General features: G+C 74.6%; 24 protein-coding genes. 15 read left to right on the top strand and 9 right to left on the bottom strand.

Annotated elements, in window-relative coordinates:
* The first annotated feature begins 68 nt into the window (after positions 1 to 68).
* Together H6H00_RS22545 and H6H00_RS22540 are read left to right on the top strand one after the other, a co-directional pair.
* Positions 69 to 1,304: an arginine deiminase gene (locus H6H00_RS22545; protein WP_185717710.1), complete on the top strand. Its 1,236-nt coding sequence runs from the start codon at positions 69 to 71 to the stop codon at positions 1,302 to 1,304.
* Between the two features lie 40 nt (positions 1,305 to 1,344).
* The gene (locus H6H00_RS22540; protein ID WP_185717709.1) at positions 1,345 to 2,349 is read left to right on the top strand and encodes a glycoside hydrolase family 183 protein; all 1,005 of its coding nucleotides are present in this window, start codon (positions 1,345 to 1,347) and stop codon (positions 2,347 to 2,349) included.
* Here the strand turns inward: H6H00_RS22540 and H6H00_RS22535 are convergent.
* Positions 2,346 to 3,698, bottom strand: coding sequence for a replication-associated recombination protein A (locus H6H00_RS22535; RefSeq protein WP_379539965.1), 1,353 nt, complete (start codon positions 3,696 to 3,698; stop codon positions 2,346 to 2,348). The two genes, H6H00_RS22540 and H6H00_RS22535, sit on opposite strands and share 4 nt — an antisense overlap.
* Before the next feature lie 24 nt (positions 3,699 to 3,722).
* Positions 3,723 to 3,935, bottom strand: a complete 213-nt coding sequence (locus H6H00_RS22530) for a hypothetical protein (RefSeq protein ID WP_185717708.1) — start codon at positions 3,933 to 3,935, stop codon at positions 3,723 to 3,725.
* Positions 3,936 to 4,130: 195 nt separating this feature from the next.
* On the opposite strand from H6H00_RS22530, the gene H6H00_RS22525 reads away from it, so the two are divergent.
* The 8 genes from H6H00_RS22525 (at position 4,131) to H6H00_RS22490 (ending at position 11,678) form a co-directional block, all read left to right on the top strand.
* Positions 4,131 to 5,279: an aminotransferase-like domain-containing protein gene (locus H6H00_RS22525; protein ID WP_221775634.1), complete on the top strand. Its 1,149-nt coding sequence runs from the start codon at positions 4,131 to 4,133 to the stop codon at positions 5,277 to 5,279.
* 9 nt (positions 5,280 to 5,288) lie between these two features.
* Positions 5,289 to 5,780 carry an Lrp/AsnC family transcriptional regulator gene (locus H6H00_RS22520; RefSeq protein ID WP_185717707.1) on the top strand — a complete coding sequence of 164 codons (492 nt, stop codon included), beginning with the start codon at positions 5,289 to 5,291 and terminating at the stop codon, positions 5,778 to 5,780.
* A complete protein-coding gene (locus tag H6H00_RS22515) occupies positions 5,777 to 6,925 on the top strand; it encodes an aminotransferase class I/II-fold pyridoxal phosphate-dependent enzyme (protein WP_185717706.1) in 1,149 nt (382 codons plus the stop codon). The genes H6H00_RS22520 and H6H00_RS22515 overlap by 4 nt, the downstream gene beginning before the upstream one ends.
* 60 nt (positions 6,926 to 6,985) lie before the next feature.
* A complete protein-coding gene (locus H6H00_RS22510; RefSeq protein WP_185717705.1) occupies positions 6,986 to 7,183 on the top strand; it encodes a hypothetical protein in 198 nt (65 codons plus the stop codon).
* Positions 7,184 to 7,336: 153 nt separating this feature from the next.
* Entirely contained in the window at positions 7,337 to 8,635 is a 1,299-nt protein-coding gene (locus tag H6H00_RS22505) for an extracellular solute-binding protein (RefSeq protein ID WP_185717704.1), read from the top strand.
* A complete protein-coding gene (locus tag H6H00_RS22500) occupies positions 8,632 to 9,594 on the top strand; it encodes a carbohydrate ABC transporter permease (RefSeq protein WP_255425321.1) in 963 nt (320 codons plus the stop codon). The genes H6H00_RS22505 and H6H00_RS22500 overlap by 4 nt, the downstream gene beginning before the upstream one ends.
* Complete coding sequence (locus H6H00_RS22495; protein ID WP_185717703.1) at positions 9,595 to 10,428, top strand: carbohydrate ABC transporter permease; 834 nt, start codon at positions 9,595 to 9,597, stop codon at positions 10,426 to 10,428.
* An 8-nt stretch (positions 10,429 to 10,436) separates the two neighbouring features.
* Complete coding sequence (locus H6H00_RS22490) at positions 10,437 to 11,678, top strand: ABC transporter ATP-binding protein (protein ID WP_185717702.1); 1,242 nt, start codon at positions 10,437 to 10,439, stop codon at positions 11,676 to 11,678.
* A 55-nt stretch (positions 11,679 to 11,733) separates the two neighbouring features.
* On the opposite strand, the gene H6H00_RS22485 is transcribed toward H6H00_RS22490, so the two are convergent.
* The 4 genes from H6H00_RS22485 to H6H00_RS22470 all read right to left on the bottom strand — a co-directional run bounded on the left by H6H00_RS22485 (position 11,734) and on the right by H6H00_RS22470 (position 17,857).
* On the bottom strand, positions 11,734 to 12,927 hold the full coding sequence (locus H6H00_RS22485) for a hypothetical protein (protein WP_185717701.1): 1,194 nt from the start codon (positions 12,925 to 12,927) through the stop codon (positions 11,734 to 11,736).
* Between the two features lie 11 nt (positions 12,928 to 12,938).
* Positions 12,939 to 13,880: a DUF389 domain-containing protein gene (locus tag H6H00_RS22480; protein ID WP_185717700.1), complete on the bottom strand. Its 942-nt coding sequence runs from the start codon at positions 13,878 to 13,880 to the stop codon at positions 12,939 to 12,941.
* A 6-nt stretch (positions 13,881 to 13,886) separates the two neighbouring features.
* Positions 13,887 to 15,698, bottom strand: a complete 1,812-nt coding sequence (aspS, locus tag H6H00_RS22475; protein WP_185717699.1) for an aspartate--tRNA ligase — start codon at positions 15,696 to 15,698, stop codon at positions 13,887 to 13,889.
* 104 nt (positions 15,699 to 15,802) lie between these two features.
* A complete protein-coding gene (locus H6H00_RS22470; protein WP_185717698.1) occupies positions 15,803 to 17,857 on the bottom strand; it encodes an intein-containing Rv2578c family radical SAM protein in 2,055 nt (684 codons plus the stop codon).
* A gap of 91 nt (positions 17,858 to 17,948) precedes the next feature.
* Here H6H00_RS22470 and H6H00_RS22465 point away from each other — a divergent pair, with 91 nt between their 5' ends.
* From H6H00_RS22465 to H6H00_RS22455, 3 genes are read left to right on the top strand one after another with little or no spacing between them, the layout of a single operon-like run.
* Positions 17,949 to 18,506 carry a gluconokinase gene (locus H6H00_RS22465; RefSeq protein ID WP_255425320.1) on the top strand — a complete coding sequence of 186 codons (558 nt, stop codon included), beginning with the start codon at positions 17,949 to 17,951 and terminating at the stop codon, positions 18,504 to 18,506.
* Positions 18,506 to 19,903: a GntP family permease gene (locus H6H00_RS22460; RefSeq protein ID WP_185717696.1), complete on the top strand. Its 1,398-nt coding sequence runs from the start codon at positions 18,506 to 18,508 to the stop codon at positions 19,901 to 19,903. The genes H6H00_RS22465 and H6H00_RS22460 overlap by 1 nt, the downstream gene beginning before the upstream one ends.
* A 41-nt stretch (positions 19,904 to 19,944) precedes the next feature.
* Positions 19,945 to 21,372 (top strand): YibE/F family protein, encoded by a 1,428-nt coding sequence (locus tag H6H00_RS22455; protein WP_255425319.1) that lies wholly within the window; start codon positions 19,945 to 19,947, stop codon positions 21,370 to 21,372.
* Positions 21,373 to 21,390: 18 nt separating this feature from the next.
* Here the strand turns inward: H6H00_RS22455 and H6H00_RS22450 are convergent, their stop codons facing one another.
* The 3 genes from H6H00_RS22450 to H6H00_RS22440 are packed head-to-tail and all read right to left on the bottom strand — an operon-like array spanning position 21,391 to position 23,889.
* Positions 21,391 to 21,936 (bottom strand): class I SAM-dependent methyltransferase, encoded by a 546-nt coding sequence (locus H6H00_RS22450; RefSeq protein WP_255425318.1) that lies wholly within the window; start codon positions 21,934 to 21,936, stop codon positions 21,391 to 21,393.
* Positions 21,929 to 23,191 carry a histidine--tRNA ligase gene (gene hisS, locus H6H00_RS22445; RefSeq protein ID WP_185717694.1) on the bottom strand — a complete coding sequence of 421 codons (1,263 nt, stop codon included), beginning with the start codon at positions 23,189 to 23,191 and terminating at the stop codon, positions 21,929 to 21,931. Before hisS ends, H6H00_RS22450 begins: the two co-directional genes overlap by 8 nt.
* Positions 23,188 to 23,889: an MBL fold metallo-hydrolase gene (locus H6H00_RS22440; RefSeq protein ID WP_185717693.1), complete on the bottom strand. Its 702-nt coding sequence runs from the start codon at positions 23,887 to 23,889 to the stop codon at positions 23,188 to 23,190. Before H6H00_RS22440 ends, hisS begins: the two co-directional genes overlap by 4 nt.
* A 68-nt stretch (positions 23,890 to 23,957) precedes the next feature.
* Between H6H00_RS22440 and H6H00_RS22435 the strand changes: the two genes are divergently transcribed.
* On the top strand, positions 23,958 to 24,812 hold the full coding sequence (locus tag H6H00_RS22435; RefSeq protein WP_185717692.1) for a peptidylprolyl isomerase: 855 nt from the start codon (positions 23,958 to 23,960) through the stop codon (positions 24,810 to 24,812).
* 6 nt (positions 24,813 to 24,818) lie between these two features.
* Complete coding sequence (locus tag H6H00_RS22430) at positions 24,819 to 26,351, top strand: carboxylesterase/lipase family protein (RefSeq protein ID WP_185717691.1); 1,533 nt, start codon at positions 24,819 to 24,821, stop codon at positions 26,349 to 26,351.
* The last annotated feature ends 20 nt before the right edge of the window (positions 26,352 to 26,371 follow it).

The following is a 26,371-nucleotide window of genomic DNA, read 5'->3' as shown; positions in this document are numbered from 1 at the left end:
GGCCGTCGGCGACGAGGGCGGTCCGCTCGTCGGGCCGGTCGGCGTCCCCGGGTGCCACGATGACACGCATGCCCCGCCCCGATCCCTTCCGCGTCGACTCCGAGGTCGGACGGCTCCGCCAGGTGATCCTGCACCGCCCCGGCCTCGAGCTGAAGCGGCTCACCCCCGGCAACAAGGACCGGCTGCTCTTCGACGACGTGCTGTGGGTGCAGCGGGCGCAGGAGGAGCACGACCGGTTCGCCGAGGTGCTGGCCTCCCGCGGCGTCGCCGTCCACCTGTTCGGCGAGCTGCTGCGCACGACCGTCGGGATCCCGGAGGCGCACGCCCACGTCCTGGACCGGATCTTCGACGAGCGCGTGTACGGCCCCATGGCCATCGACGCGCTGCGCAACTGCTTCGACGCGATGGACCTCGACACCCTGACCGAGCACCTGGTCGGCGGGATCACCAAGCGCGAGGTGCTCGACCGGATCCCGGAGCCGCGCTCGGTCGCCTTCCACGTCCTGGAGCCCGACGACTTCGTCCTCGAGCCCCTGCCCAACCACCTCTACACCCGCGACACGTCGGCCTGGATCGGCGGCGGCGTGTCGATCAACAGCATGCGCAAGCAGGCGCGCATCCGCGAGACCGTGCACTACGAGGCCGTCTACCGCTGGCACCCCCTGTTCGCCGACGCCGGGTTCCGGATCTGGTCGGCGGGCTCGGAGAACGGCGTCGCCACCACCGAGGGCGGCGACATGCTCGTGCTCGGGGGCGGAGCGGTGCTGGTGGGGATGAGCGAGCGGACGACGGCCGCGGGCGTGGAGCGGCTGGCGCGGGCGCTGTTCGCGGGCGGCGAGATCGACCGGATCGTCGCGCTGCGGATGCCCGAGACCCGCGCGCTGATGCACCTCGACACCGTGATGACCATGGTCGACCCGGAGACGTTCACGAAGTACGCGGGCCTGGGGATGCTCCCCGCCTACACCGTGCGGCCCGGCGACACCGAGAAGGAGCTGCACGTCACCGACCACTCCCCGGACGGCATGCACGCCGCGATCGCCGGGGCGCTGGGCCTGCCGGGGATCCGCGTCCTCACCGCGGAGCAGGACGTCCACGCGGCCGAGCGGGAGCAGTGGGACGACGGCTGCAACGTCCTCGCCGTCGCGCCCGGGGTCGTCGTCACCTACGAGCGCAACGTCACCACCAACACGTTCCTGCGCCGCCACGGCATCGAGGTGCTCGACATCCCCGGTGGCGAGCTCGGCCGCGGCCGGGGCGGGCCGCGGTGCATGAGCTGCCCGATCGAGCGGGACCCGGCCTGACCGCGGCGCGCGGACCCGGCGGCGTGGCACGCTCTGGCCCATGGGCGTCGCCACCAAGGTCCGTGATCTCACCGGGCCCGGCCACACCGACGCGTTCGGCATCGGCGGCACCGACCTCGGCACCACGACCACGGCCCCGGACGGGCGGCTGGTCTCGGTGTTCGGCGACACCTTCGCCTCCCCCCGTGCGGGCGGCCGCGGCTGGCGCTCGCCGGTGGTGCTGTTCGGCGACCCGGCCTCGGTGCCGACCGGGCTGCGCTGGACGGGCAGCGCCGGGCGGGGCCGGCGGGCCCGGCAGGTGGTGCGCTACGTCCACCAGCTCCCCCGCTGGTTCGCGCGCCGACCCCGGCGGGTCACGACGGTGCTGCCCACCGACGTGATCACCGTCGGCGACACGATGTACCTGCACGTCATGGTGTGCCGGGAGCTGGGCCACGTGCACTGGACGGAGATCCACTCCTCGCGCGACCAGGGCGTCACCTGGCGCCCCACCGGCGTCCGCTGGCCGGGCGGGCACCACGACGGCCTGTTCCAGATGCTCACCTGGGAGCGCGGCGACGACGGGTTCGTCTACGCGTTCACCACCGGCTTCCAGCGCGCCCACGGCCTGGTCCTGCACCGGGTGCCCGAGGACCGGATCACGGAGACGGGCGCGTGGGAGAGCTGGGGCTTCACCCCGGACGCGGGCTGGGCGTGGGGCCGGCCGCCGACCGTCGCCCTGCCGGGCGCGTTCGGCGAGCTGTCGCTGCGCCGCGTCGAGGACCGCTGGCTGCTCTCGGTGTTCGACGCCGGGAACTACCGCATCGACGTCCTCGACCTCGCCTCCCCCCTCGACGACCTGCACACCGCCCGCCGCGAGACGGTGCTGCACGGCTGCGCGTGGGAGCACGAGGACCACGCGGCCGGGCGGGTGGCCCAGCTCTACGGCGGCTACGTGCTGCCCGGCAGCACCCGGGCCGACCTGCACCTGGTCGTGAGCCAGTGGAACACCGCGCGGAACTGGCCCTACCGGGCGATGCAGTTCCGCGCCGACCTCTCGGGCTAGCGCCCGCGGACGACCCGGCGCAGCTTGGCCAGCCGCTCGGACAGCGTGCGCTCCCCGCCGTGCGGGGTGGGGCGGTAGTAGTCCTTCCCGACCACCGCGTCGGGCGGGTACTGCTGGGCCAGTACGCCGTCCGGATGGCTGTGCGGGTAGCGGTAGCCCACCGCGTTGCCGAGCTTCTCGGCGCCGGCGTAGTGCCCGTCGCGCAGGTGCGGCGGCACCGCGCCCACGGCCCCGGCGCGGACCTCGGCCATGGCCTCGTCGATGCCGACGATCACCGCGTTCGACTTCGGCGCCGTCGCCAGGTGCACCGTGGCCTGGGCGAGCGCGAGGCGGGCCTCGGGCATCCCGATCAGCTGGACGACCTGGGCGGCGGCGACGGCGGCCTGCAGCGCGGTGGGGTCGGCGAGCCCGATGTCCTCGCTCGCGTGCACCATCAGCCGCCGCGCGATGAACCGGGCGTCCTCCCCCGCGACGATCATGCGGGCGAGGTAGTGCAGCGCGGCGTCGGGGTCGGAGCCGCGGATGGACTTGATGAACGCGCTGATGACGTCGTAGTGCTGGTCGCCCTGGCGGTCGTAGCGGACGGTGGCCTCGGTGACGGCCCGCTCGACCGCGGGCACGTCGATCACGGTGGCCCCGGTGCCGACCACCCCGTCGGCGCTGGCCTCCAGTGCGGTCAGCGCGCGCCGGGCGTCGCCCGCGGCGAGCCGGACGAGTGCGTCCTCGGCCTCCGGCGCGAGCTCGACGGCGGCGGCCAGGCCCCGCGGGTCGGCGACGGCCCGGCGCAGCAGCGCGCGCACGTCGTCCTCGGTGAGCGACTGCAGCTGCAGTACGAGCGAGCGCGACAGCAGCGGCGAGACCACCGAGAACGACGGGTTCTCCGTGGTGGCCGCGACGAGCAGCACCAGCCGGTCCTCGACGGCGCCGAGCAGTGCGTCCTGCTGGGTCTTGGAGAAGCGGTGCACCTCGTCGATGAACAGCACGGTCTGCTGGTCGTGGTGGTCGCGGCGGCGCTTGGCGTCGGCGATCACCTCGCGCAGCTCCTTGACCCCGCTCGACAGCGCCGACAGCGCGACGAAGTGCCGCGACCCGACACCGGCGAGCAGCCGTGCGATCGTGGTCTTCCCGGTGCCGGGCGGGCCGTAGAGCAGCACCGACGCCGCCGCCCCTCCCTCGACGAGCCGCCGCAGCGGGGCCCCGGGGGCGAGCAGGTGGGCCTGGCCGACGACCTCGTCGAGCGTGCGCGGGCGCATCCGCGCGGCCAGCGGGGCGGTGGCCCGCGGGGGCTCGGAGGTGGGGTCGGGGGCCGGCTCGTCGAGCGCGAACAGCCCGTCCGCGTCGGTGCTCACGGTCCCACCCTGCCACGCGCCGCCTCACCCCCGGTCCGGGCGCTCCCGTCCGGCGTCGACGTCCTTCCCGCTCCGCTCCCGCCGGTAGCCGTCGAACAGTTCGAACGCGCCGATCACGGCCAGCAGGATCCCCAGCGGCCGGCCCTCGAACCACAGGTACCGCAGCTCCGGGAGCACCAGGGCCAGCACCAGACCGGCCCCCACCAGCACCGCTCCGAGCATCGTCTTCGGGTTCATGCCTCCTGACGCTAGAGATGTCCGGCGGTGGCGGCATCGGTCGAAAGAGGTGGATCGGTTCCCACTGATCGGGAAGGTTGTTCCGTATCGCGGGAGCGTTCGGCATCATCGGACCCGGACCGCCACCCCGGACCGCACCACCCGCCCTGTCGATCCAGGACGCCCCACCCGTCCGGTCGACCCCGCGAGGTTCCCGTGCACCTGTCCACCGCGTCGCGCGCCGTCCGCGGCTCCGCCATCCGCGACCTGCTCGCCCTCACCTCCCGTCCCGAGGTGATCAGCCTGGCCGGCGGCCTGCCCGCCGCCGACCTCATGCCCCGCGGGCGGATCGCCGACGCCGCCGCGGCCGCGCTCGCCGACCCCGCGTCGATCCAGTACGGCGAGACGGCCGGGCTCCCCGCCCTGCGCGCCGTCCTCGCCGCCCACGAGACCGCGCGCTGCGGCCGCGGGATCACCGAGGTCGTCGTGACGACGGGGTCGCAGCAGGCGCTCGACCTCGTCGCCCGCGCGGTGCTCGACCCCGGCGACGCCGTCGTGGTCGAGGACCCGGCCTACGTCGGGGCGCTGCAGGTGTTCCAGGCCGCGGGCGCCGCGCTGCACCCCGTCCCGCTCGACGCCGACGGCCTGCGCGTCGACGTGCTGGCGGACCGGCTGCGCGACGGGTTGCGCCCGCGGCTCGTGCACACCGTGTCGACCTTCCACAACCCGCGCGGCGTCACCCTCTCCCCCGCACGGCGCGTCCGGCTGGCCGCCCTGGCGGAGCGGTACGGCTTCGCGATCGTCGAGGACGACCCGTACGGCCTGCTCGCCTTCGACGGCGCTCCCCCGCTCCCGGTCGCCGCGCACTCCGACCGCGTGATCCGGCTCGGCAGCACGTCGAAGGTGCTGGCCCCGGCCCTGCGCGTCGGCTGGCTGTCCGGCCCGCCCGACGTGCTGGCCGCCGTCGAGCGGCTCAAGCAGTGCACCGACCTGTGCACGTCGTCGCTGACGCAGGCGATCGCCGCCGACCTGCTCGCCGACACCGCCTTCCTCGACGCCCACCTGCACGCCGTCCGGGCCGCCACCGCGGGCCGCGCCCGCGCCTTCACCGCGGCCGTCGCGGAGCACCTGCCCGGCGCCGTCTGCTCGGTGCCGACGGGCGGGATGTTCTGCTGGCTGGAGCTGCCCGGTGTCGACACCACGGCGCTGCTGCCCCGCGCGCTGGAGCACGGGGTCGGGTTCGTGCCCGGCAGCGCGTTCGCGGTGGGCTCCCCCGCGCCGTCGGAGATCCGCTGCTGCTACGCCTCGCACCCCGAACCGGTGATCGTCGAGGCGGTGCGGCGGCTGGCCGCCGCGGCGACGTAGTGTCCGACCGTGCGCCAGATCCTCGAACTGCTGGAGCGCGACGCCCAGCTCTCCCACGACACCCTCGCCACCATGACCGGCATCCCCGTGGAGGAGGTCTCTGCCGCGGTCGCGGCGTGGGAGGCGTCCGGCGCGATCCGCCGCTACAAGGCCGTCGTCGACTGGGACGCCGTCGACGGCGACTCCACCGCCGAGACCGTCACCGCGTTCATCGACGTCTCGCTGGCCCCGGCCCGCGGCGTCGGCTTCGACGACGTGGCCGAGCGGATCGCCCGGTTCCCCGAGGTCCGCAGCGTGTACCTGGTCTCCGGCAGCCAGGACCTGCGCTGCACCGTCGACGGCCGCAGCATCCGCGCGGTGTCGGACTTCGTGTCGCAGAAGCTCTCCACGATCGACCGGGTCCGGTCCACGGCCACGCACTTCGTCCTCAAGACCTACAAGCGCGACGGCGACTCCTTCGCCGCCCCCGAGGCCGACCACCGGCTGCCGGTGACGCCGTGAGGCCGCTCAACTCCGTCATCGCCGCCTGCCCGCCGTCGGGGATCCGGCGGTTCTTCGACATCGCCGCGGAGATGGACGACGTCATCTCCCTCGGCGTCGGCGAGCCCGACTTCGTGACGCCGTGGCGCATCCGCGAGGCCGGCATCTACGCCCTCGAGCACGGCTACACCACCTACACCTCCAACGCGGGCCTGCCGCGGCTGCGCGAGCTGATCTGCGACGACCTCGCCGGCCGCTACGGCGCGACCTACGACCCGCGCGACGAGTGCCTGATCACCACCGGTGTCTCCGAGGGCCTCGACCTCGTGCTGCGGGTGCTGCTCAACCCCGGCGACGAGGTGATCGTCCCGGAGCCCTGCTACGTCGCCTACGAGCCGTGCGTCGGGTTCGCCGGCGGCACCCCGGTCCGGGTGCCGACGCGCTGGGAGGACGACTTCGCGATCGCCGCCGACGTCGTCGCGGCCGCGATCACGCCGCGCACCAAGGCGATCCTGATCGGCTCGCCCGCCAACCCGACGGGGGCGGTGCAGCCGCGCGCGGCGCTGGAGGCGCTGGTCCGCCTCGCCGAGGAGCACGACCTCTACCTGATCTCCGACGAGATCTACGACCGGCTGACCTACGACGGCGTGCACACCTGCCTGGGGGCGCTCGCCCGGGACCGGACCGTGCTGCTCGGCGGGTTCTCCAAGGCCCACGCGATGACGGGCTGGCGGGTCGGCTGGATCTGCGCGCCGCAGCCCGTCGCGGAGCTGTGCGTGCGGGTGCACCAGTACACGATGCTGTGCGCGCCGCACGTCTCGCAGCTCGCCGCGGTGGAGGCGCTGTCCGGCCCCGACGACGACGTCGAGGGCATGGTCGCCGACTACGACCGCCGCCGCCGCGTGTTCGTCAAGGGGCTGCGCGAGATCGGGCTGGACTGCCCGGAACCGGGCGGCGCGTTCTACGCGTTCCCCTCGATCCGGTCCTCGGGCCTGGACTCCGAGACCTTCGCGGAGCGGCTGCTGCACGCCGAGAGCGTCGCGGTGGTGCCGGGCAACGTGTTCGGGCCGTCCGGCGAGGGCCACATCCGCTGCTCCTACGCCACCGCGCTGCCGCAGCTCGAGGAGGCGCTGGTGCGGATCGACCGGTTCCTGCACTCCCTGTAGAGCAGGGTGTTAGCGCCGGGTTCACAGCCCGGCAAAGCGGGTCGGCCAGGCTCTGCGGGCATGGACATCTGCCCTCTCTGCGCCCTCCCGCACACCACCGGCGACCTGGCGTGGAGCAGCCAGCACGAGCCGGACGGCACCGTCGTCCGGATCTGCCCGACCTGCACCCGCGCGCAGCTCTGGCTCATCGAGGCCGGACTGACGATCGCGACGGCCGCGGGCCCCGCGGCCACCGAACCGGTGCGCCGCGCGGCCTGAGCCCGACCCCCCGGGCCGCCGGCTCCGGACATTTCTCCACCAAGTCGTGACCCGCTCCGAGTCGCAGATCCCGCCCTCCGGTACCAGGCTGCTGCCCAGCAGCCGTTCCCGCGGGCGGGCTGCCGGACAGTGGTCGACCAACGGAGGAGCATCATGCGTCAACGACGACGGCGGCGCCTGGGCACCGCGGCGGTAGCCGCGCTCGCCCTGTGCGGCCTGGCCGGGTGCGGGGTGTCCGACCCCGGCCCACCGACCTTGACCTGGTACATCAACCCCGACTCCGGTGGCCAGGAGGAGATCGCGGCCCGCTGCACCGAGGCGGCGAACGGTGCGTACGACATCACCGTCTCGGTGCTGCCGCGCGAGTCGTCCGAGCAGCGCCAGCAGCTCGTACGCCGCCTCGCGGCGGGCGACTCCTCGATCGACATCATGAGCCTCGACCCGCCCTACATCCCGGAGTTCGCGCAGGCCGGCTTCCTGGCCCCGGTGCCGGCCGACGTCGCCGCCGAGGCCAGCGACGGCGTCGTGCAGAGCGCGATCGACGGTGCCACCTGGAACGGGCAGCTGGTCAGCATCCCCTTCTGGGCCAACACCCAGCTGCTCTGGTACAAGAAGTCGGTCGCCGCGGCCGCGGGGCTGGACATGTCCCAGCCGGTCACCTGGGACCAGCTCGTCGCCGCGGCACAGGAGCAGGACACCCAGATCGCGGCGCAGGGCCGGCGCGCGGAGTCGCTCGTGGTCTGGCTCAACGCCCTGATCGAGTCGGCGGGCGGACAGGTGATCGCGCAGACCGCCGACGACCCGGCGGACATCCAGCTGGGGCTCGACACCCCGGCCTCCCAGCGCGCCACCGACGTCATGCGGGAGGTGGCCGACAGCGGTGTCGTGGGCCCGGCGTTCACCACCGCGGGCGAGGACGAGAGCGTCGCGTCGTTCGAGGCGGGTGACGCCAGTTTCATGGTCAACTGGCCGTTCGTCTGGCCGCGGGCGCAGGAGGCGGCCGAGGGAGGCACGCTCGACCGGGCCGTCGTCGACGACTACGGATGGGCCATCTACCCGCAGGTCGACGCGGGCACGCCGAGCGCGCCCCCGTACGGCGGGATCAACCTCGGCGTGGGGGCGTCCAGCAAGTACCCGGACCTGGCCTACCAGGCCACCAGCTGCATCACCTCGGACGAGAACCAGGCGTACTACTTCGTGTCCAACGGCAACCCGGCGGCCAGCCTCGCCGTGTTCGAGGACCCCGAGGTCGTCGCCGAGTTCCCGATGGCCCCGGTGATCGCGCAGTCGCTGCAGCAGGCGAAGCCCCGCCCGCAGACGGCGTACTACAGCGAGGTCTCCGGCAGCCTGCAGCGCGTGTACCACCCGCCGACCGCGGTCGTCCCGGGCGTCACCGGGCCGACGGCGGCCGAGCTCATCCAGGCCGTCCTGTCCGGGGAGGAACTGCTGTGACCACCACCGCGCCGCCGTCCACCGGGTCGACCACGGCCGAACCGGCACGGCCACCGCACACCAGCGACCGGGTCCGCGCGGAGCGGCGCCTGGGCTGGATGCTCGCCGGCCCGGCGTTCGCCGTGATGCTGCTCGTCACCGCGTACCCGATCGCCCAGGCCGTCTACGACTCGCTGTTCTCCTACCGGCTCACCGACCCGGGCAATCGCTCGTTCGTCGGCCTGAACAACTACTGGGTGGTCCTGACCGACGCCCTGTGGTGGCAGTCGTTCGGCGTCACCGCGTTCATCACGGTCGTCACCGTCGCCGTGGAACTGGTGCTGGGCTTCGCGCTCGCGCTGGTGATGCTCAAGGCGCTCAAGGGCCTGCGCCCGATCCTGCGGGCGGCGATCCTGCTGCCCTACGCGATCATCACGGTCGTCTCGGCGTTCGCCTGGCAGTTCGCGTTCGACCTGACCTCGGGTTTCGTCAACAGCTGGTTCGCCTGGGTGCCCGGCATCTCGGCCGACACCGACTGGTTCGGCCAGACCGGCACGTCACTGCTGGTGATCTGCCTGGCCGAGATCTGGAAGACCACCCCGTTCATCTCGCTGCTGCTGCTCGCGGGTCTGGCCCAGGTGCCCGACGTGCTGCAGGAGGCCGCACAGGTCGACGGAGCCACCTGGTGGCAGCGCATGCGCAAGGTGACCATCCCGAACATGAAGGCCGCGATCATGGTGGCCCTGCTGTTCCGCACGCTCGACGCGTTCCGGGTGTTCGACAGCGTCTTCATCATGACCGCAGGCGCGAACGGCACCGAGACGGTGTCGTTCCTGGCCTACCGCCAGACGATCGCCCGGCTGGAGATCGGGCTGGGCTCGGCGGTGTCGGTGCTGCTCTTCCTGTCCGTGGTACTCATCGCGTTCGGGTTCATCAAGGGGTTCAAGGTCGACCTGTCCCAGGCCCGAGGGGAGAAGTAGATGTCCACACGCGAACGCACCTGGTGGATCGTCGCCGGAATCGGGATCATCCTCTACGCCCTGTTCCCGATCGCCTGGATCGTGTCCCTGTCGTTCAAGGCCTCGTCCGACATCTCCAACGGCCAGTTCCTGCCGACCGTCTTCACCTGGGAGAACTACTCGCTCATCCTCACCGGTGACGCGAGCGACCTGTTCCTGCCCGCGCTGGTCAACTCGTTCGGCATCTGCCTGATCGCCACCGCGCTGTCGTGCCTGCTCGCGATGTTCGCGGCCTACGCGATCGCCCGGCTCGACTTCCCCGGCAAGAAGATCATCCTGTCCACCGCGCTGGCCGTGGCGATCTTCCCGGTGATCTCGATCGTCACGCCGCTGTTCAACCTGTGGCGCCAGATCGGGCTCTACGACACCTGGCCCGGCCTGATCATCCCCTACCTGTCGCTGACGCTGCCGATCTCGATCTGGACGATGTCGGCGTTCTTCCGCGAGATCCCGTGGGAGATGGAGCAGGCCGCGCAGGTCGACGGCGCCACCACCTGGCAGGCCTTCCGCAAGGTCATCGTGCCGCTCGCGGCGCCCGGCGTGTTCACCACGGCGATCATCGCGTTCTTCCTCGCGTGGAACGACTTCGTCTACGGCATCTCGCTCACCTCGACGGGCGCGGCGCGCCCCGTCCCCGCGGCGCTCGGGCTGTTCTCCGGCGCGTCGCAGTTCGAGGACCCCACGGGGGCGATCGCCGCGGCCGCCGTGGTCGTCACGATCCCGGTGATCGTCCTCGTCCTGTTCTTCCAGCGGCGCATCGTCGCCGGTCTCACCAACGGCGCGGTCAAGGGTTAGGAGAAGTCATGGCTTCGATCGAGATGCGCAACATCGTCAAGAAGTACGGCGACGGCTTCCCCGCCGTGAACGACGTCAGCCTGGACATCGCCGACGGCGAGTTCATGATCCTGGTCGGCCCGTCGGGCTGCGGGAAGTCGACGCTGCTGCGGATGATCGTCGGGCTGGAGGACATCACCAGCGGCGACATGGTCATCGGCGGCACGCGCGTCAACGACAAGGCGCCGCGCGACCGCAACCTGTCGATGGTCTTCCAGAACTACGCGCTCTACCCGCACCTGTCGGTCTACGAGAACATCGCGTTCCCTCTGCGGCTGCAGAACGCCCCGGACGACGAGGTGCGCAAGCGGGTCACCGAGGCGGCCGACGTCCTGGAGCTGCACGAGCACCTGGAGCGCAAGCCCGCGAACCTCTCGGGCGGGCAGCGCCAGCGCGTCGCGATGGGCCGGGCCATCGTCCGCTCCGCCGACGCGTTCCTGTTCGACGAGCCGCTGTCGAACCTCGACGCCAAGCTCCGCGGCCAGATGCGCACGGAGATCGCGCGGCTGCAGCGGCGCCTGGGCATCACCACGGTCTACGTCACCCACGACCAGACCGAGGCGATGACGCTCGGCGACCGCGTCTGCGTGCTGCGCAAGGGCCTCATCCAGCAGGTCGCGTCGCCGCGCGAGCTCTACGAACAGCCCGTCAACCTGTTCGTGGCCGGGTTCATCGGCTCACCGCCGATGAACTTCCTGCCCGCGACGGTCTCGGGCAACCGCCTGGACACCCCGTTCGGGCCGATCGAGCTCGACGAGCGGCGCGCGAAGGCCGTCGAGGGCAAGGAGCTGGTGCTCGTCGGCATCCGCCCCGAGTACTTCGAGGACGCCACGCTCGTCGAGGACTCCAAGCGTCCGCTGGGGTCGGTGTTCACCGCGCGCGTCGACGTCACGGAGTGGCTCGGCGACTCGCAGTACGCCTACATCCCCTACGACGCGCCGGAGGACGTGACGCAGCAGCTCAAGGAGCTGTCGCGGGAGCTGGACTCCGACCAGCTGCGGACCCAGGCGATCGTGTCGATCGACGCGACCAGCCGCATCCGCGAGGGCCGGGACGCGGAGTTCTGGCTCGACAGCCGCAAGGTGCACGTCTTCGACCCGGAGACGGGCGACAACCTGACCCGGGACGCCGAGGCGGGGGCGGAGCTGACCCGTCTCGCCGCCGAGGACCGGGTCGAGCAGGTCGAGCACGCCCGGCAGTCGACCGGCTGACCCACCGCGGTGCGCGGCGGGCCCCGGGGCCCGCCGCGCAGCGCGGCACCCGTGGCTACGCGACCGACCGGAACGCCGGGTACACCGGCAGCGTCGACGGGCCGTCGGTGTGCCGGTCGCGCAGGACGTCGGCGACGGCCACCCCGAGCTCGGCGCTCGCGTGCCGCCCGGCTGCGGACGCGGCCCCCGCCATCTCCCGCCAGTAGTGCGCGAGCGCGGTGCTGATCCGCGGCGTCCGGGTCGGGTCGAGGCCCAGCGGCGCGTCGCGGCCGCGGATGCGCGGGAGCAGCCACCACGTGCACAGCCACACCCACAGCAGCTGCGCGTCCAGCAGCCGGTGCTCCAGCCGCTCGGGGTCGTCGAGGTCGGGCCACACGCCGGCGATCTCGTTGTGCCAGGCCTCCAGCATCGTCGCGGCCATGCCGGGCGGCAGCGCGAAGCTCGCCTCGCAGCCGGGGAAGGGCACCCGGAAGTACGCGGCGTCCAGCGCGACGTCGCGGAAGCAGCCGCCCTCGAAGTCGACGAACCGCACGCCGCGGCTGGTGACCAGGTTGTTGTCCGGGCAGGTGTCCGAGGGGCTGAACGCCCGGTACCGGGTGCCGCTGAGCAGGCGCGCGGTGTCCTGGGCCTCCCGGTGCGCCGCGGCGGGCACGGTCACGCCGAGCTCGTCGGTGAGCATCGCGGCGACCCCGGCCAGCGCGGCGCGCGCGTCGTCGACGACGGGGTCGCGCGAGGTCCGCTCCCCCAGCCGCCGCAGCAGGGCACCGAAGTCGTGCTCCCGCCCGGCCGTGGCCGCCTGCATCCGGCCCAGCCCGCGCGCCCAGCCCAGCAGGCAGCGCTGCGCCGCGGCGGGATCGGGACCGAACAGCGCGTCGGCGAGCGTGGAGCTGCGCCCGAGGTCCTCCAGGACGAGCAGCCGGGCGGCCGGGTCGTGGGCGATCAGCACCGGGCTCGCGCGCCCCTCGCTGGGCAGGGCGGTGAACAGCTGGCAGCTCGCGACCTCGTGGTGGAAGGGATCGGGCATCCCCGGTTCCGGGTCGGCGAGGTAGTGCTTGACGACGAGCGTGCGCGGCAGCGAGAACGGGTTGCGCGCGACCCGGGCGCGGGCCACGACCGAGCGGTCGCTGCCGCCCAGGTCCTCGGGATCGGCGAGGACCACCGACGCGCCCGCCCTGCGGGTGAGCAGGCGTTCGGCGGCAGCCAGCGCGAGGAGCACCGGCCTGGGGAAGCTCGCCAGGTCGCTTACCATCGCCCGCGACACTACCCCGTGGACAGCCGCCGCAACCGGTGGCGCCGTCCCCGGGCCCGCCGCGAGAGCAGCAGCACGAGCACGGCGGCGAGGACGATCCCGACGATGTTGACGAGCAGCTGCAGCGCCGACCCGGCGGCCTCGGCGAACCGCCCCTCCACCAGCGCGACGGAGGCGAACGCCGCCGCGGGCACCGTGGTGACCGAGATGAACACGCCCACCAGCGACGCCGACTTCGCCGAGGTCAGGGCCAGCATCCCGGCGGCCCCGGCGAGCAGGGCGACGATGAAGGAGAACCAACCGACCTGGTAGATGAAGTCGACCTGGTCCAGGGAGTCGAGGGTGGTGGCGTCGAGCAGGCCGATCGCGTCGAACAGCAGCGTCGCCGCGGCGGTGACGGCCATCGCCAGCGGGAAGCCGGCGGCGAGCGCCAGCGCCCCCCGGCGCACGAGGTCGCCGCGGCGCAGCACGATCCCCACCGCCACCGCGGCCAGCGGGCCGAACTCGGGTCCGAGCACCATCGCGCCGACCACCGTCACCGGCGAGTTGGTGACCGCCCCGATCGCGGCGAGCAGGCACGCGACGGTGAGGAACGCCTGGAAGCTGATCGACAGCCGCGAGTCCTCGCCGGTGCGGGCCACCACCTCGTCCCAGATGACGGCGTCCTGCGGGTCGCCGGGCACCACCTCCTCGGCGGTGTCGGCCGCGTCGGACAGCGTGGTGTCGATCGCCTCCAGCGTGACGCCACCGGTGCGGTCCACCCCGAGCGTGCACAGCCCGTCGAGCACGGCGTCGACGGCCTCCCGGGTGACGTCGGCCTCCACCACGTCCCCGGCGGGCTGGACCGCCGCCCCGGGCAGCACCGTGACGTGCGTGGCCCCGGGCTCACCGAGCAGCAGGTCGCGGACGGCGTCGGTGGTTCCCGTCGGGGAGATGACCCGCAGGTGCTGCACGGCGCGTCAGCGCGGCTCGGCGGGCGCCGCCTGCGTGGGTGCGGCGGCGGGCTTGGCGGCCGGCTTGGCGTCCACCCCGGCCTCCCTGCGCTGCTCCGGCGTGATCGCGGCGGGGGCGGCGGTGAGGGGGTCGTAGCCGCCGCCGGTCTTCGGGAACGCGATGACCTCGCGGATGGAGTCGACCCCGGCGAGCAGCGCGGTGATCCGGTCCCAGCCGAACGCGATGCCGCCGTGCGGGGGCGGGCCGAACGCGAACGCGTCGAGCAGGAAGCCGAACTTCTCCTGCGCCTCCTCCGCCCCGAGACCCATGATCTCGAAGACGCGCTTCTGCACGTCGGCGCGGTGGATACGGATGGACCCGCCGCCGATCTCGTTGCCGTTGCAGACGATGTCGTAGGCGTAGGCGAGCGCGTTGCCCGGGTCGGACTCGAAGGTGTCGATCCACTCGTCGTTGGGCGAGGTGAACGCGTGGTGCAGCGCCGTCCACGCACCGCCGCCGACGGCGACGTCGTCGGTCTCCGCGGTGGACTCGAACATGGGCGCGTCGACGATCCAGACGAACGACCACGCGGACTCGTCGAGCTGCCCGGTGCGCCGCGCGATCTCCCCGCGCGCCGCCCCGAGCAGGGCGCGGGCGTCCTTCGCGGACCCCGCGGCGAAGAAGATGCAGTCGCCGGGCTGGGCACCGACGGCCTTCGCGAGCCCCTCGCGCTCGGTCTCCGACAGGTTCTTGACCACCGGACCGCGCTCGTCGACGGTGCCGTCCTCGCCGATCAGCACGTAGGCGAGGCCGCGGGCGCCGCGCTGCTTGGCCCACTCCTGCCACGCGTCGAGCGCGCGGCGGGCCTGCGAGGCCCCGCCGGGCATGACGACGGCGCCGACGTAGGGGTTCTGGAAGACGCGGAACTGCGTCTCGGAGAAGTACTCCGTCATGTCGGTGAGCTCGATGCCGAACCGCAGGTCGGGCTTGTCGGAGCCGAAGCGGCGCATCGCCTCCTCGTAGGTCATCCGCGGGATCGGGAGCGGGATCTCGTACCCGATCAGGTCCCACAGCGCCGCGAGGATCGCCTCGGCGAGCTCCAGCACGTCGTCCTGCTCGACGAAGCTCATCTCGATGTCGAGCTGGGTGAACTCCGGTTGGCGGTCGGCGCGGAAGTCCTCGTCGCGGTAGCAGCGGGCGATCTGGTAGTACCGCTCCATCCCGCCGACCATGAGCAGCTGCTTGAACAGCTGCGGGCTCTGCGGCAGCGCGTACCAGCTGCCGGGGCGCAGGCGGGCGGGCACGAGGAAGTCGCGGGCGCCCTCGGGCGTGGAGCGGGTGAGGGTCGGCGTCTCGATCTCGACGAACTCGCGCGCGTCGAGGACCCCGCGGGCGGCCCGGTTGACCGCGCTGCGCAGGCGCAGGGCGGCGGCGGGGCCGCTGCGGCGCAGGTCGAGGTAGCGGTGCTTGAGGCGGATCTCCTCGCCCACCTCGGCGTGCTCGTCGACCGGGAACGGCAGCGGCGCCGACTCCGACAGCACGGTGAACGCGGTGACGGTGACCTCGACGGCGCCGGTGGGCAGCTCCGGGTTCTCGTTGCCCGCCGGTCGGGCCACGACCTCACCGGTGATCTGCACGCAGAACTCCGAGCGCAGCCGGTGGGCGCGCTCCGCCATCTCGCCCTCGCGGAAGACGACCTGCGCCGACCCGGAGGCGTCGCGGAGGTCGACGAAGATCACTCCGCCGTGATCACGGCGGCGCGCCACCCAGCCGGCGAGGGTCACGGACTGTCCGGCGTGCTCGGCACGCAACGTACCGGCGGGGTGGGATCGCATCACGGCGACGAGGCTATCCGGCACCCCACGGGACCCGGCCAGCAGGTTTCCCTACCCGGCGACGCCGCGCCGCCGGGCGCGTCCCGCGGGACGCAGCTGCCGACCGGTCAGAGGAGCGTGAGCTGCTCGGCGGTGTGCACGGCGGCCCGGGCCAGCTCGGCCGGGCCGGGCGAGCCCCGCACCACGCCCTCCGAGGCGGCGAGCCCGTGGCCGCGCAGCAGCGGGGCGACGCGCGCCGCCAGGGCCCGCCGGTACTCGGCGTCGACGTAGGCGCCGCGGCGGTAGAGCCGCCCGTAGGGCCCGACGAGGCGCGGGTGCTCGCGGGCGAGCCAGTCCAGGAACCACTCGCGGGTGCCGGGCCGCAGGTGCAGCGCCATCACGCTCACCCCGGTGGCGCCCGCCGCCGCGATCCGCCCGAACAGCGCGTCGAGGGCCTCGTCGGAGTCGGTGAGCAGCGGCAGCACCGGTGCGACCATCACCCCGCAGCCCAGCCCGGCTTCGGTGATGCGGCGGACGAGGTCGAGCCGGGCCTCCGGGGACGGGGTGCCGGGTTCGAGCCGGTGCTGCAGGTCGCGGTCGAGCAGGGCGATCGAGACGCCGAGCCCGACCGGGACGTCGCGGGCCGCGGCCGCGAGCCGCGGCAGGTCGCGGGAGAGCACCGTGCCCTTCGTCAGCAGCGAGAACGGGGTGCCCGAGCGCGCCAGGGCGTCGATCACGTCCGGCATGAGCCGGTAGCGGCCCTCCGCGCGCTGGTAGGGATCGGTGTTGGTGCCCATCGCGACCGGTTCGCGCGCCCAGCGGGGGCGGCGCAGCTCGCGGTCGAGCACGCGGGCGACGTTGACCTTGACGACGATCTGGGAGTCGAAGTCGGCCCCCGGGTCGAGGTCGAGGTAGGTGTGGGTGCCCCGGGCGAAGCAGTTGTGGCTCACGACCCCCTCGGCCACGAAGTCGCCCGTGCCGGTGGTGATGTCGTACATCGCCTCGGTGCGCCCCGTCGGCTCCACCGCGACGACCTCGGCGGCCACCCCGACCGGCGCACCGGACAGGTCCCGCCGCCGACCCACCGCGGGGCTCGTGACCTGCAGGAACCGCAGGTAGGCCGCCGGGCCGCCGGTGAGCCGGACGACCCGCTCGCCGCGCTCGGCGGGCTCCATCGCGAAGCCGAACCCCAGCCGGTGCAGCGCGCCGGTGACCCGCCCGACCACCTCCTCGTCGGCGTGGCGGACCCGCAGCTCCCCGTGCACGACGCCGCCCCGGGCGTCGACGACCCCGGCGAGGAACCCCGCGCACCAGTCGCCGCTTGGGCTCTCGGGCCAGCGGACGACCTCGGCGACCGGAGCGATCCCCCCGCCCGGGCTGCCCGCGCCCGGGGCCCCGGCGCGGACGGCGGGCGGGGCGATGCGCCCGTCGACCACTCCCCCGACGGCGACCGGGACCGGCGCCTCCCGGCCGATCTCCGCGAGGTAGTGGTGGGCGCGCCCGAGCGCCTCCAGCTCCAGGTGGGCCGAGGGGAAGCAGCGGTCGGGCTCGGCGGGCGCGGGCCCGTCGGCACGGACCAGGCCGGTCAGGTAGCCCCGCCGGTAGCCGGGCGTGGACGGGGTGGCGGGGTGCGCGGCGAACGCGCCGGGCCCCAGCAGCGCGCTCCCCGCCCGCAGCCGCGGGCGGCGACCGGAGCGGCACCAGCCGCCGGTGACGTGGCGCCAGCCGGAGTCGGTGAGGAACCGGTGCTCCCCGCTCGCGACGATCTCCGTGCCGCCGGACAGGCGCAGGCGCACCGCGGGCTTGACCGTGGACCAGTGTGCCCGCACCGTCGTGCGCACATAGCGGCGTCGCCCGTCGACCCGCTCGGTGCCGACCACGGCGTCGCCGACGCGCAGCTCGGCGATCGGGCGCGTGGACCCGTCGGCCATGAGCACGCGGGTGGGCCCGGCCAGGCAGTAGACGCAGGCGTGCGAGCAGCCGCGGTAGGGGTTGACGGTCCACCGGAACGGCACCGGCGACGAGCCGGGCACGCGGTTGAGCGCCGAACGCGCCTCCACCTCGTGGAACACCGTGCCGGCGAACTCGGGGGTGCGCACCGAGCGCAGCAGGCCGCGCAGGCCCGGCAGCGCCGCCTCCGCTCCGACACCGTCGTCCAGGACCTGCTGCCCGCTCCACCGCATGGCGTCATTCGAACACACGTTCGATCTCCGGGCAAGGCGGTTCCCCCGGCCCGTGCGGCGGATCCGCCCGCTCTGGGGCAGGCTGCCCGCTGTGTCCGATGCGCCGATCCGCACCCTCGTCGTCATGGGCGTCTCGGGGGTGGGCAAGACCTCCGTGGCCGCCGAGCTCGTGCGGCGCACGGGCTGGGCCTTCGTCGAGGGCGACGACCTCCATCCCGAGGCCAACCGGGCGAAGATGGCCGCGGGCCACCCGCTCGACGACGACGACCGCTGGCCGTGGCTGCGGCGGATCGCGGCCTGGATCGGGGAGCGGGAGGCCGCGGGGACCGGCGCGGTGGTCACCTGCTCGGCGCTGCGGCGGACCTACCGCGACCTGCTCCGCGACGGCCACCCCTCGGTGCACTTCGTCCACCTGCTCGCCCCGGAGACGCTGATCTCCGAGCGGCTGACGGCCCGGCGCGGCCACTACATGCCGGCGTCCCTGCTGGGCAGCCAGCTCGCGACGCTCGAGCCCCTCCAGGACGACGAGCCGGGGGTGGGGATCGAGACGACCGGCACCCCCGACGAGGTCGCCGACCGCGCCCTCGCGGCCCTCGCCGGCCCCGACCCTGATCCGGAACCCGGCACCGACCCCGAAGGGACGCGCTGATGGACGACTTCGTACCCGTGCACGGCACGGGGGTGCTGCTCCTCATCGCCGTGGGTGCGGTGGCCCTGCTCCTCGTGCTCATCATGGCGCTGCGGCTGCACGCCTTCGTCGCGCTGATCCTGGTCACCCTGCTCACCGCGCTCGCCGCCGGCATCCCGGTCGACCAGGCCGTGCCCGCGCTGCTGGACGGGTTCGGCACGACGCTGGCGAGCGTCGCGCTGCTGGTCGGCCTGGGGGCCATGATCGGCAAGCTGCTGGAGGTCACGGGCGGCGCGCAGGTCCTCGCCGACACCCTCGTCAGCCGCTTCGGCGAGAAGCGCGCCCCGCTCGCGCTGGGCGTCGCGTCGCTGCTGTTCGGGTTCCCGATCTTCTTCGACGCCGGGTTCGTCGTGTTCCTGCCGATCATCTTCAGCGTCGCGCGGCGCTTCGGCGGGTCGGTGCTGACCTACGCGCTGCCCTCGGCCGGGGCGTTCGCGGTCATGCACGCGTTCGTGCCGCCGCACCCCGGACCGGTCGGCGCGGCCGGGATCCTCGGGGCCGACATCGGGCTCGTGCTGGTCGTCGGCCTCGTCATCGGCCTGCCCACCTGGTACGTCGCCTCCTACCTGTTCGGGATCTGGGCCGGCCGCCGCACCGACGTGCCGGTGCCCGACCTCCTGTCCGCCGACGAGCCGGGGACCGGCGGCGACACCCGCACGACGGTCCGCACGGCGCCGCCGCGGTTCGGCACCGTCCTCACGCTCCTGCTGCTCCCGCTGGTGCTGATCCTGCTCAACACCGGGCTCAACACCCTCGCCACCGCGGGCGTCGTCGACGGGGACACGACCACCGTCGGGGCACTGCGGCTGCTGGGCCAGACCCCGGTCGCGCTGCTCATCACGGTGCTCGTGGCCCTGTTCGTGCTGGGCCGGGAGCGGTTCGGGCGCGAGGAGGCCGAGTCGATCGTGAACTCCGCGCTCGGGCCGGTCTGCGCGATCATCCTCATCACCGGGGCGGGCGGGGCGTTCGGGGGCGTCCTGCGGGCCAGCGGCATCGGTGACGCGCTCGCGCAGTCCCTCGACGCGCTGGGCCTGCCCGCCATCGTGGCCGCGTTCCTCATCGCCACCGCGCTGCGGGTCGCGCAGGGCTCCGCCACCGTCGCGCTGACCACCACCGCCGGACTGGTCGCACCGGTCGTGGCCGCCCAGGGCATGAGCGGCGTCGACCTGGCGCTCGTCGTCATCGCCATCGCGGCCGGGTCGACGGTCCTGTCCCACGTCAACGACTCCGGGTTCTGGCTCGTGGGCCGGTTCCTCGGGATGGACGTGCGCACGACGCTGCGGACCTGGACCGTCATGGAGACCCTGATCGGCCTGGTCGGGTTCGCGCTGGCCTTCGCCGCCAGCCTGGTCCTCTAGGCCGGATGCCGGGCCGCCGGGCGCCCCGGCAGGATGGGGCCGTGTCCGACCCCGGCGTCCCCCGCGCGGGCGCCCCCCGCCGGTCCGGCGGGCGCGCCCGGCCCCCGCACGACCCGGCCGACGACGCCCCGACCGGGCCGATCCGCGCGGTCCCCGGCGACGACCGCTCCCCGGACCCGGATCCCGCCGGACCCCGGGCCACCGGACCGGATCCCGCTGCCGCCGACGCACCCCCGGCCGGGCGCGCCGCCGCCCGGCGCGCCCGCTCCCGGCGGCGGGCGGCGGCGCCGGTCACCGGTCACGGCCACGCGCACGGGGGACCCGCTCCCCCGGCCGGGCGCCGGGTGCGGATCCTCATCGCCGCGCTGCTCGTGCCGTGCGCAATGGCCACGCTGGTCGGGGTGGTGCTGCTGTGGCCCGGCGGGCCGTCGGTCGCACCCCCGGCCACCGCCCAGACCCCGGTGCAGGGCGAGGTCACCGCGGCGCAGGCCACCGACTGCTCCCCCGGCTCCGGTGCTGGCGGGTGCGTCGCGCTGGTCGTCCGGATGGCCGACGGGCCGCTGCCCGGCCGTGACCTGGTGCAGGTCGTGCCGGTCGAGCCCGGCACCCCGACGATCGGCGTCGGCGACGACGTCGTGCTCGGCTACTCCGGCGGGGACGCCACCGACCCGGGCTCCTACCAGGTCGTCGACTTCCAGCGCGGCGGTTCGCTGCTGTGGCTCACCGGCCTGTTCGCCGCGGCCGTCGTGGTGCTGGGCCGGTGGCGCGGCCTCGCGGCGCTCGGGGCGCTCGTGCTCAGCTTCGTGGTGCTGCTGGGGTTCGTGCTGCCCGCGATCCTGGCCGGCAGCAACCCGCTCGCCGTCGCGGTCGTCGGGTCCTGCCTGATCATGTTCGCGGTGCTCTACCTGACGCACGGCCCGTCCGCCCGCACCTCGACGGCCGTGCTGGGCACGCTGGTCTCGCTGGCCCTGATCGGCGTGCTCGGCGCCCTGTTCTCGGTGGCCGCCCGGCTCACCGGCCTCGACGACCAGACCACCACGCTGATCGCCTCCCTGGGCACCGGGGTCGACGCGCGCGGCCTGCTGCTCGCCGGGGTCGTCATCGGGGCGCTCGGCGTGCTCGACGACGTCACGGTCACCCAGACCAGCGCCGTCTGGGAGCTGCGCCGGGCCGACCCGGACATGAGCACCGCCGGGCTGTTCACCGCGGCCATGCGGATCGGCCGCGACCACGTCGCCTCCGCCGTGAACACCCTGGTGCTCGCCTACGCGGGCGCGTCCCTGCCGCTGCTGCTGCTGTTCTCGCTGTCCGGGCAGTCCCTCGGCGACGTCGCCACCTCCCAGGCGGTGGCGACGGAGATCGTGCGGACGCTCGTGGGCAGCATCGGGCTGGTGGCCTCGGTCCCGATCACCACCGCGCTGGCCGCGGTGGTGGCCCGCCGCGAGACCCCCGAGGCGCTGCGGGTCTGACGCGCGGAGGCCCTGCGGTCACGCCCGGCGCCGCGCCACCAGCGTCGCCTCGCCGCCGCCCTCGGCCATCGCGTGGGGGACCAGGTCGCCGAACGCCGCGACGAGCTCGCCGGGGCGCGCGCGGAACGGGCCGCCGGAGTCGCCCACCTCGGACAGCACCGTGATCACGAGCAGGCCGCCGGGCGCCAGGGCCGCGGCCAGCGCCGGGTACAGCGCCGGGTCGCGGTAGCGCTGGCAGACCACGACGTCGTAGGGGCCCGCCCCCGGCAGGCCGGTGGTCAGGTCGTGCGCGATCCAGGTGACGCCCGCGGCCCCGTCCGCGGCCGCCGCGCCCGCGGCGAGCCCGACCGGCGAGACGTCCACCGCGTCGACGGCGAACCCGCGCCCCGCCAGCCACACCGCGACCCCGCCGCGCCCGCAGGCGACGTCGAGGGCCCGGCCCCCGGCGGGCAGCAGGTGCTCGCGACCGCGCAGGGCGTCGGGCGGCATCGGGGACACCGGCCCGGCGAGGGCGTGCCGGGCGTCCCAGCGGGCGGCGTCGGTGACCGCGTCGGGATCAGCCACCGAGCAGCACCACCAGCTCGCCGACGACGGCGTCGAGGGCGACCGACCGCTGCTCCCCCGACGCCAGGTCCTTCACGCCGACGGTGCCGGCGTCGAGGTCGCGGTCGCCGAGGACGAGGGCGTAGCGGGCGCCGGAGCGGTCGGCCGACTTCATCGCGCCCTTGAGCCCGCGCCCGCCGTAGGCGAGGTCGACGCGCACCCCGGCGCGGCGCAGCTCCCCGGCGAGCACGACGAGCCGGCGCTTCGCGGCGTCGCCCAGCGGCACCCCGAACACCTCGACGCGCGCGTCCGACCACGGTGTGACGCCCTCGGCCCGGCAGGCGAGCAGCGTGCGGTCGACGCCGATCCCGAAGCCGACGCCGGACAGCGGCTGCCCGCCGAGGGTCTCCATGAGCCCGTCGTAGCGCCCGCCGCCGCCGATGCCGGACTGCGCGCCCAGCCCGTCGTGGACGAACTCGAAGGTCGTCTTCGTGTAGTAGTCCAGGCCGCGCACCATCCGCGGGTTCTCCACGTACTTCACGCCGAGGTCGTCGAGGTGGGCCAGCACCGCGGCGTGGTGCTCGGCGGCCGCGGGCGAGAGGTGGTGCAGCAGCAGCGGCGCGTCGGCCATCAGCGCGCGCACCTCGGGGCGCTTGTCGTCGAGCACGCGCAGCGGGTTGAGCTGCGCCCGGGCGCGCGTGGCGTCGTCGAGGGGCAGCCCGGCCAGGAACTCCTGCAGCAGCTCGCGGTAGGCCGGGCGGCAGTCGGCGTCGCCGAGCGAGGTGAGCTCGAGGCGGAAGTCGGTCAGGCCCAGTGCGCGGTAGCCCTCGTCGGCGACGGCGATGACCTCGGCGTCCAGCGCCGGGTCGTCGACGCCGATGGCCTCGACGCCGACCTGCTGCAGCTGCCGGTACCGCCCGGCCTGCGGGCGCTCGTACCGGAAGAAGGGGCCCGCGTAGTAGACCTTGACCGGCAGCCCGACGCGGTCGAGCCCGTGCTCGATGACCGACCGGACCACGCCGGCGGTGCCCTCGGGCCGCAGCGTCACCGAGCGCTCGCCGCGGTCGGCGAAGGTGTACATCTCCTTGCTGACGACGTCGGTCGACTCCCCGACCCCGCGCGCGTAGAGCCCGGTGTCCTCGAACACCGGCAGCTCCAGCAGCCCGTAGCCCGCGCGCGACGCGGCCGCGACGAGGGTGTCGCGGACGCAGGCGAAGGCGGCGGAGTCGGGCGGGGTGTACTCCGGGACGCCCTTGGGCGCGGCGAAGGAGCTCACAGGCCACGCCCCGGGGCCGGGGTGTCGAGCCCCTGCAGGAACGGGTTGGACGCCCGCTCGCGGCCGATCGTCGTCGTGGCGCCGTGCCCGGGCAGGACGAGCGCGTCGTCGGAGCGGGTGAGGAGCTTGTCGCGCAGGCTCTCCAGCATCTGCCCGTGGTCGCCGCCCGGGAGGTCGGTGCGGCCGATCGACCCGGCGAACAGGGTGTCGCCCGCGATGATCACCTCGGCGCCCTGCCCGGCGTCGGCGGCCGAGGTCGGCGTGAAGATCACCGAGCCGCGGGTGTGCCCCGGGGTGTGGTCGACGCGCAGGGTGAGGCCGGCGAGGTCGAGCGAGGAGCCGTCGGTCATCTCCTCGACCGAGCGCGGCTCCCGCATCTCCAGCCGCCCGCCGAAGAACGCCGCGGACTCCCGCGACAGCCCCTTCATCGGGTCGGCGAGCATCTCGCGGTCCTCGGGGTGGATCCACGCGGCGATGTCGTGGCCGTCGCAGACGGGGGTGACGCTGAACGTGTGGTCGAAGTGCCCGTGCGTGAGCAGCACGGCGACCGGGGTCAGGCGGTGCTCGGCGAGCAGCGCGTCGAGGGGCTCCACGGCGTCCTGGCCGGGGTCGACCACGACGCACGCCTCCCCCGGACCCGACGCCACGACGTAGCAGTTGGTCTGGAACGAACCTGCGGGAAATCCGGCAACGAGCACCCGACCAGCGTAGAGCCCGGTCCTCCTGGATATCGTGGCGGCCGATCGGCGGACACGGAGGTGCACGGGTGGCGACCAACCAGATGCGGCGCGAGGCGGCCAAGCGCAAGCTCGAGCGCCAGCAGGAGCGCCGCGTGCAGCAGGAGAGGCGCCGCAAGCGGGTCGCCGCGATCACCTCGGTCGCCGTCGTGGTGGTGGTCGTCGTCGGGATCGTGCTGTTCACGACGCTGTCCGGCGGGGAGGACGCCACCCCGGCCGCCGACCCGGCCCCGACGGCCGTCACCCCGGCGGAGATCCCCACCGAGGCCGTCGCGCTCCCCGTGCGTCCCGAGCCGCTGCCGAACCCCACGACGTGCGCCTTCCCCGCCGACGGCAGCGAGGCCGCGAAGCCCGTCCAGCCGCCTGCCGGCACCGACGTCCCCAGCTCCGGCACCGTCGCGGTGACCCTGCAGACCAGCGCCGGGGCCGTCCCGCTGACGCTGGACCGGGCGCTGGCGCCGTGCACCGTCGACAGCTTCGTCAGCCTCACGCAGCAGGGGTACTTCGACCAGACGCCGTGCCACCGCCTCACCACCGACCCGGGCCTGCAGGTGCTGCAGTGCGGCGACCCGACCGGCACCGGGCAGGGCGGCCCCGGCTACACCGTCCCCGACGAGTTCTTCGACGGCCTCACCTACGGGCGCGGCATCCTGGCGATGGCCAACACCGGCCAGCCGAACAGCGGCGGCAGCCAGTTCTTCATGGTCTACGGCGACGGCGAGCTCCCGCCGCAGTACACCGCGTTCGGCTCGATCGACCCCGCCGGCCTGGAGGTCGTCGACACGATCGCCCGCGCCGGGCACGACGGGTCGCTGGACCCCTCGCCGGGCGGCGGCGCCCCCGTCGAGCCGGTCGTGATCGAGACGGCCACGATCGCCGGCTGACCCGCCGTGCACCTGCGGGCGGTCGCGTGTGCGCTGCTCGGCGCGCTCGTGGTGTCCGCGTGCGGCGCGGGCCCGCCGGTCGGCGAGACCGTCCGCGTCGAGCAGGGCGAGCTGCGGGGCCGCACCGACGGCGACGTCCTGCGCTTCGGCGACGTCCCGTACGCGGCCCCGGCGCAGCGCTGGGTCGCCCCGGGCCCGCCGGTGGCGTGGGACGGGGTCCGCGACGCCACCGGTCCCGGGTCCCGCTGCCCGCAGACCGCCGCCGCGCCGGGCGTCCCGCACGCCACCGCGGCGAGCGTCGACGAGGACTGCCTCACCCTCGACGTCACCGTCCCCGCCGGCACGCCCGCCGACGCGGGCCTGCCGGTGCTGGTGTGGCTGCACGGCGGCGGGTTCTCCGCCGGGGCGGGCACCGACTACGACCCGCGCCGCCTGGCCCGGGCCGGGCTCGTCGTCGTCACGGTCAACTACCGGCTGGGCGTGCTCGGGTTCCTCGCCCTGCCGGGCCTTCCCGGGTCGGGCACGTTCGGCCTCGCCGACCAGCAGGCCGCCCTGGGCTGGGTCGCCCGCAACGCGGCCGCGTTCGGCGGGGACCCGGCGCAGGTGACGCTGGCCGGGGAGTCGGCGGGGGCCGACGGGGTGTGCGCGCAGCTCGCCTCCCCCGCCGCCGCCGGGCTGTTCGCGCGGGCGGTGCTGCAGAGCGGCGGGTGCGGCACGGCCAACGTCCTCGACGTGATCGGCCCGGGCACCGGACCGGCCGGGGACACCTGGAAGCCGCTGCCGGTCGCCGAGCAGCTGGGGACGGGCGTCGTCGACGCGCTCGACTGCGACCGCCCCCGCGACCGGGTCGTCGACTGCCTGCGCGCGCTGCCGGTGGACCGGCTCGTCGGGCTGCCCGGCTACTGGAGCCCGGCCGTCGGCACGCCCCTGCTCCCCCGCCGCCCGTCCGACGTGCTCGCGACGGCGCCTCCCGTGCCGGTGCTCGCCGGCACCACCCGTGACGAGGGCACGCTGTTCACGAACGCGTTCCTGCCGACGCTCGACCCGGCGACGTTCCGCACGCTGCTGGCCCGGGCCGGCGGCGACCGGGCCCGCGACGTCGGCCGCACCTACGCCCCCGGCGACGCGACGCCGTCGCGGACCTGGGCCGACGTCGTCACCGACCGCGCCTACGCCTGCCCCGCCCTCGACACCTACGCCGCGCTCGCCGGCCGCGGGCCGGTCTACGCCTACGAGTTCGCCGACCCGACCGCCCCGTCGCCGTTCGCCGCGCTCGCCCCCGACCTCGCCGACGGCGTCACCCACGGCGCCGAGGTGCCCTACCTGTTCGACCTGCGCCCGGGCGTCACGCTGACCGCGGCCCAGCAGGGCACCGCCGCCGAGCTCGTGACGGCGTGGGCCCGGTTCGCCCGCACCGGCGACCCGGGCTGGCCCGCCTGGACCGGCGAGGGCACGGTCCGCACGATCACCGCGGGGGCCCCCGTGGACCGCCCGGCCGGGGAGTTCGCCGCGGAGCACCACTGCGACCTGTGGCGCTGACCGGGTCACCGGTACGCGCG

This window comes from Pseudonocardia petroleophila, assembly GCF_014235185.1.
GTDB lineage: Bacteria > Actinomycetota > Actinomycetes > Mycobacteriales > Pseudonocardiaceae > Pseudonocardia > Pseudonocardia petroleophila.
Note: the sequence above shows the minus strand (reverse complement) of the source record. Positions and strands in the feature narration are given on the sequence as shown.